The following is a 4,955-nucleotide window of genomic DNA, read 5'->3' as shown; positions in this document are numbered from 1 at the left end:
TAGAAAACAATTTTAGTAATAAGGATGATAAGAACAGAGACCATACAATGTCACCAAGATTCTATACCTTACAACTAATCTTCAGCAACTAGCCTATCGTAATACTCTTTAGTGATATAATTATATACTAACAAAGCGGGGCCTTCTCCTGAAAGTGCTTCATCGCGGAGAACGCCAAGTTGCATGCTATTCTCGGTCAGTGACATTATTTTAACAGCCCCCCAATCAACCACATGCCCCTCTCTGCCCTTATCATGTAGCGGAGTCGCATCATTCAGTCGCATCGTATAATTATCAGTATCAAGCATGTAGGTCCCCTTTTCTACACCGCGACCAGGCACCTGTTTATGAGAAACGGTCACATTCGCATCACCCTTTAATGAGAAAACCATTGTCCCGTAATCTCCTGCACTCATAATCCAGCTGTTCCCCTTGTAATCAGGAGACCAATTCCACACATCACCTTCAACATTTTTTCCGTCAGTTACTGTCTCCCAACTATCATCTGTCCCGTAAAAAAACAGGGGACCTGTAAAAAAGCGACTTGTTCCAGTTGCATCTAAGTCAAGTACCCATGTCTTCTCATTACCCACCCCCCCCGACAACAGCGTCCATAATTCATTATCTATAAATGCAGGGTAAAATTCAGCTACCGTGAACGTCGTAGGTTCGCCATAAATGATTCCACCGCGTGTTTGCACGCCGAATTTGACGGTATACTCTCCCGCAAAAGGAATGCGAAGAGACAAAGATTGTTGTTGACTCCTCCCTTGTGGGTGTTCCCATAAGGCTGTATATTGTGGCCCCATTAAACTTCTTAAATTAACAATATTGGGATTTGATGGATCATGCTCAATTTTGAATGCAGACCCTTCAATGAGATCCGTCGTAGTTACATCAACCTCACCCAAGGTGTATTCATCAGGAGTACACGACCCCATAATATTAGCGGCAATAAACAAAAAACCGCACCAGGTTATAATTTTTTTCATAATTTCCGTTTTCGAATTATTTCCAACCATCATTCTGTATCAGAACACCGTCTGACAGTGTAATCTGATTATTTGGTATTTGCATAAATCCACGCGTAGACAAAAAGTTTTCACGGGTTATAACCACTTTATCCTCTGCGGAACCACTAAGGACACTCTCTGAAAAGGCTAAACTTGTGGCTGCAGATTCCAATCCTTGACGAAGTAAATCCCAATACCTAATACCTTCAAATGCAAACTCAAACTTGCGTTCATTTAAAATATTAATTTTTGTCGCAGCTAAAGAGGAAAAACTATCTTTATAAGCACGCTTCCGTACTCGATCGAAATAGTTTTGAGCATTTCCACTTCCTAACTCAGCCGCCATTAATAGGACATCAGCGAACCGAATTACAAAAAAGTCTTGATCTTGCGATATCTGAAAATCTTTCTGACCTCCGGTATTCGAAGTACCATCAGGTAACGAGGTCGGTGTATATTTCTTTATCGCAAAGCCTGTATATTCTCGTTGATCACTCAGATCAAACCCGACGATCCCCTCTGCCTCTATATCAATTATTGAAGCCCCTTTACGGGTGTCATTTTTGGCAAACTGGGTTACAAAATTTTTACTAACCGTACCTGCTCCCCACCCTTGTCCATACGGAGAGGCATTGACTCCCCGTAAGCCTAACATCACCAACCAGCGATTTCCATCATTATTCCCATTATAGTCTTGCGTACTGGTAAACTTCTGCGCGAACACCACTTCTCGATTTCCTTCGCCAGCATACCTTGACCTATCGAGCGTATTATCTTCATTAACAGGAATGTAACTTGATGCTGGCCATAATGATAAGAAATCGTCAACTAAAGAAAATTCTCCACTATTAATCACATCTTCTAAACCAGCCAACACTTCTGCTTTGGAAACGGCCAGATCATCTTTATGATAATAGCCCGAATAGAAAAGATAAACCCTTGCAAGTAATGATTTTGCGGCATAAGTTGTTGCTCGTCCGTCATTGGCAGATGCTTTAGCCTTTGGATATGCGGTAACTGGAATACTTTCAGCCGCAAATTCTAAATCAGAGACGATTAAATCATAGGTTTCTTTTGGATTTGCCTGCGGGATATTTTCTGTTGACGGTTCTACCAAAAGAGGTATATTTTCGAAAAGGCGTACAAGATCGAAATACAGCAGAGCTCGCAAAAACTTTGTCTCGCCTTCTATTCTTATTCTTGCTTCAGGATCCGTAGAAAAATCTGTTTCGTCGAGTTTTGTTAACAATACATTACAACGATATATTGCTGCATAATAATCTTTCCAAGTTCCATCGAAAAGATTGTTCTCAGACGGAGCCTCTGCTTGACTAAAACGATCTAAAACCTGATAAGCTCTGCTGTCTGTATTTCCCGTAGCTCCAAAAACTTGGTCAGACAAAACGTCTGATGCCACATTAAATGACAAACTCCCATTCGATACCGTACGCTGATAGCCATCATAGCATCCCACTAGTGCCATCTCAGCATCCGCAACGTCTTTATAAAAGTTATTTTCAAGAACATCAGTCACTGGTTCGACATCTAAAAAACTAGACGAACAGGATGCTGTAGTAAGAGCCGTCGCTAACAAACAACTATATATATAATTTCTTTTCATAACCCTATTAATTAAAATTTAACATTCACACCAAACAACACACTCTTAGGACGCGGATAGTATCCGAGGTCTACCCCAGAAACCCACCCTTCAGTGCCATATCCAATTTCCGGATCCATACCGTCATATTTGGTGAAGGTGAACAGGTTCTGACCTTGTACATACAAACGCACTTGGTTTGCGTACTTCCAATTGATCAACTTCGCAAAATCGTAACCTAAAGTGATGTTACTAATCCTTAGGAAATCACCATCTTGGAGATACAAATCAGAAAACTGCCAATTTACGTTGGTCTCGGTAACACGAGGAATAGTGTTCGAAGTTCCTTCGCCTGTCCAACGGTCTAAGACACGTGTAGTATAATTTGCTTGTTTATTAGCATGATTCCGATACGACTGGACTATTTTATTCCCCGTTACACCATATGCTTGGAGGGAAAAATCAAAATTTTTGTAATTCAAACCGAGATTAAATCCATAATTCATATTGGCCAAACCTACGCCCAGATCAACCTTATCTTGAGCGTTAATAACGCCGTCAAGATTTTGATCAATATACTTCACATCGCCTGGCAAGACACTCGGCTGAAGAATACCATTTCCTTTCTCTCGCCAGCGATCAATCTCCGATTCACTTTGAAAAAGGCCGGCAGTTTCGTATCCCCAAAAATAGCCAATTGGATGTCCATTTTCTGCCCGATAGAACTCCTCAGAATTATCATAAAGCATTGCAGTTGCCCCATGAATAATACCATCTTCTGTGGGTATGTTCCCTACGACATTTTTGTTATAAGCCCCGTTAGCTCCGACACTGTATTTTATCTCGCCAATATAATCTGACCAATTCACAGCTAATTCAAAACCCGTATTTTTGACATTTCCCCCGTTAATAAAAGGTGCCGCCGTTCCAGCAGTCGCTAACACGGGAGCTTGCACCAGCCAATCTTTCGTTGTCTTGATATAATAATCAGCAACGACATCAAGTTTGTTACTTAGCAAACGGGCGTCAAATCCAACATTAAGTTGCTCAGAAGTTTCCCAAGTGATATAGGGGTTTGAAAAACGACTGGGGTATGCGCCTGCGTAATTTAGGCCGGTGGTACCGAAAGAATAAAAAGCCGCTGGATTATCCGCCGTCACACCGGTCGACGTATTTATTGGAGCGGCAAATTGGAAGTCCTCAATATCTTGATTACCTACCTGGCCCCACGAAACTCTCCATTTGAAAAAATTTAACCAAGTTTGGCTCTCTTGCATAAAATCTTCACCAGTCATCACCCATCCTGCCGATATGGAAGGGAAATATCCCCAGCGATTAACGCTGGCAAATTTAGACGAGGCATCGCCACGTAACGTAGCGTTCAACAAGTATTTTTCTTTATAGTTGTATCCGATACGACCAAAGTATGAAACTCGTCTTGTGCTTACTTCTGGCCCTCCATTCATATCTTGGGTTTCCACCAATACTCCGTCTTCGTTTACATAAGCTCTACCAGTTGTATTATCAATATATGCATGGTCAAAATCGTCAAATTGCGACAATACATTCCAATTGCTTGCGGAGAGATAAGTACCTTGAGAGCGAATTGCTTCCATCCCAACCATTGATGAGAATTGATGAACTTCGTTCAAGTTAAAATCATACCCCGCCGTATTGATCCATGTCAAGGTATGACCTTTGTTCATACTTTGTAATGCCGTGGTGTGATCTTCATTAAAGTCGTAGATCGAAAACTTAAATTTTGGAGTATAACTTCTATAATCTGAAGCATTGTAGTTAAAACCAAGCATTGATCGCAATTTTAATCCTTTCATGGGTTCTAACTCCGCATAAACATCGGCCATTAACTTTTGTCCATCATTTATGTTGTTAGAATTCACCATCATTGATCCATAAGGATTTCCATCGCCATTATACCACGCCGAATTAGAGGAATCATAAAAGCCATTTCTATAGACATTGTCCCCAAACACCGGTGTAAGTGGGGATGTACTGAATGCACGACGCAACGTGTTGTTATATTGATTCCCCACAGCTATCCCACGATTTCTTATATAATTAAAATTTAAATGCTGACCGATTTTAAGCACGCCATTAAATGCTTTATACTCAGCATTACTGCGAAATCCATAACGCTCATAATTCGAAACAGTTTTTCCGCCAACAAGTCCCTCCTGTCCTATATAGTTTAGACTCAAAGCATAGATAGACTTGTCAGATCCGCCCGTTAGACCGACATTATAGTTCTCCGTATTTGCATTATTCACCAACATTTGATCTACCCAATCCGTATTCCCCAGACCGTCCATAATAGTAAAATC

General features: G+C 41.0%; 3 protein-coding genes. All 3 read right to left on the bottom strand.

Annotated features, from left to right (window positions below; genetic code table 11):
• Positions 1-74: 74 nt before the first annotated feature.
• Entirely contained in the window at positions 75-992 is a 918-nt protein-coding gene (locus HP439_RS17610; RefSeq protein ID WP_172391644.1) for a hypothetical protein, read from the bottom strand.
• A 16-nt stretch (positions 993-1,008) separates the two neighbouring features.
• Entirely contained in the window at positions 1,009-2,634 is a 1,626-nt protein-coding gene (locus HP439_RS17605; protein WP_172391643.1) for a RagB/SusD family nutrient uptake outer membrane protein, read from the bottom strand.
• An 11-nt stretch (positions 2,635-2,645) separates the two neighbouring features.
• The coding region (locus HP439_RS17600) for a SusC/RagA family TonB-linked outer membrane protein (protein WP_172391642.1) at positions 2,646-4,955 on the bottom strand (2,310 nt) is incomplete at its 5' end.

The sequence above is a fragment of the Sphingobacterium shayense genome (assembly GCF_013179575.1).
Taxonomy (GTDB): Bacteria; Bacteroidota; Bacteroidia; order Sphingobacteriales; family Sphingobacteriaceae; genus Sphingobacterium; species Sphingobacterium shayense.
Note: the sequence above shows the minus strand (reverse complement) of the source record. Positions and strands in the feature narration are given on the sequence as shown.

Coding starts and splice junctions, on each gene's coding strand:
- HP439_RS17605 (WP_172391643.1), bottom strand. CDS start 2,634: ATGAAAAGAAATTATATATATAGTTGTTTGTTAGCGACGGCTCTTACT.
- HP439_RS17610 (WP_172391644.1), bottom strand. CDS start 992: ATGAAAAAAATTATAACCTGGTGCGGTTTTTTGTTTATTGCCGCTAAT.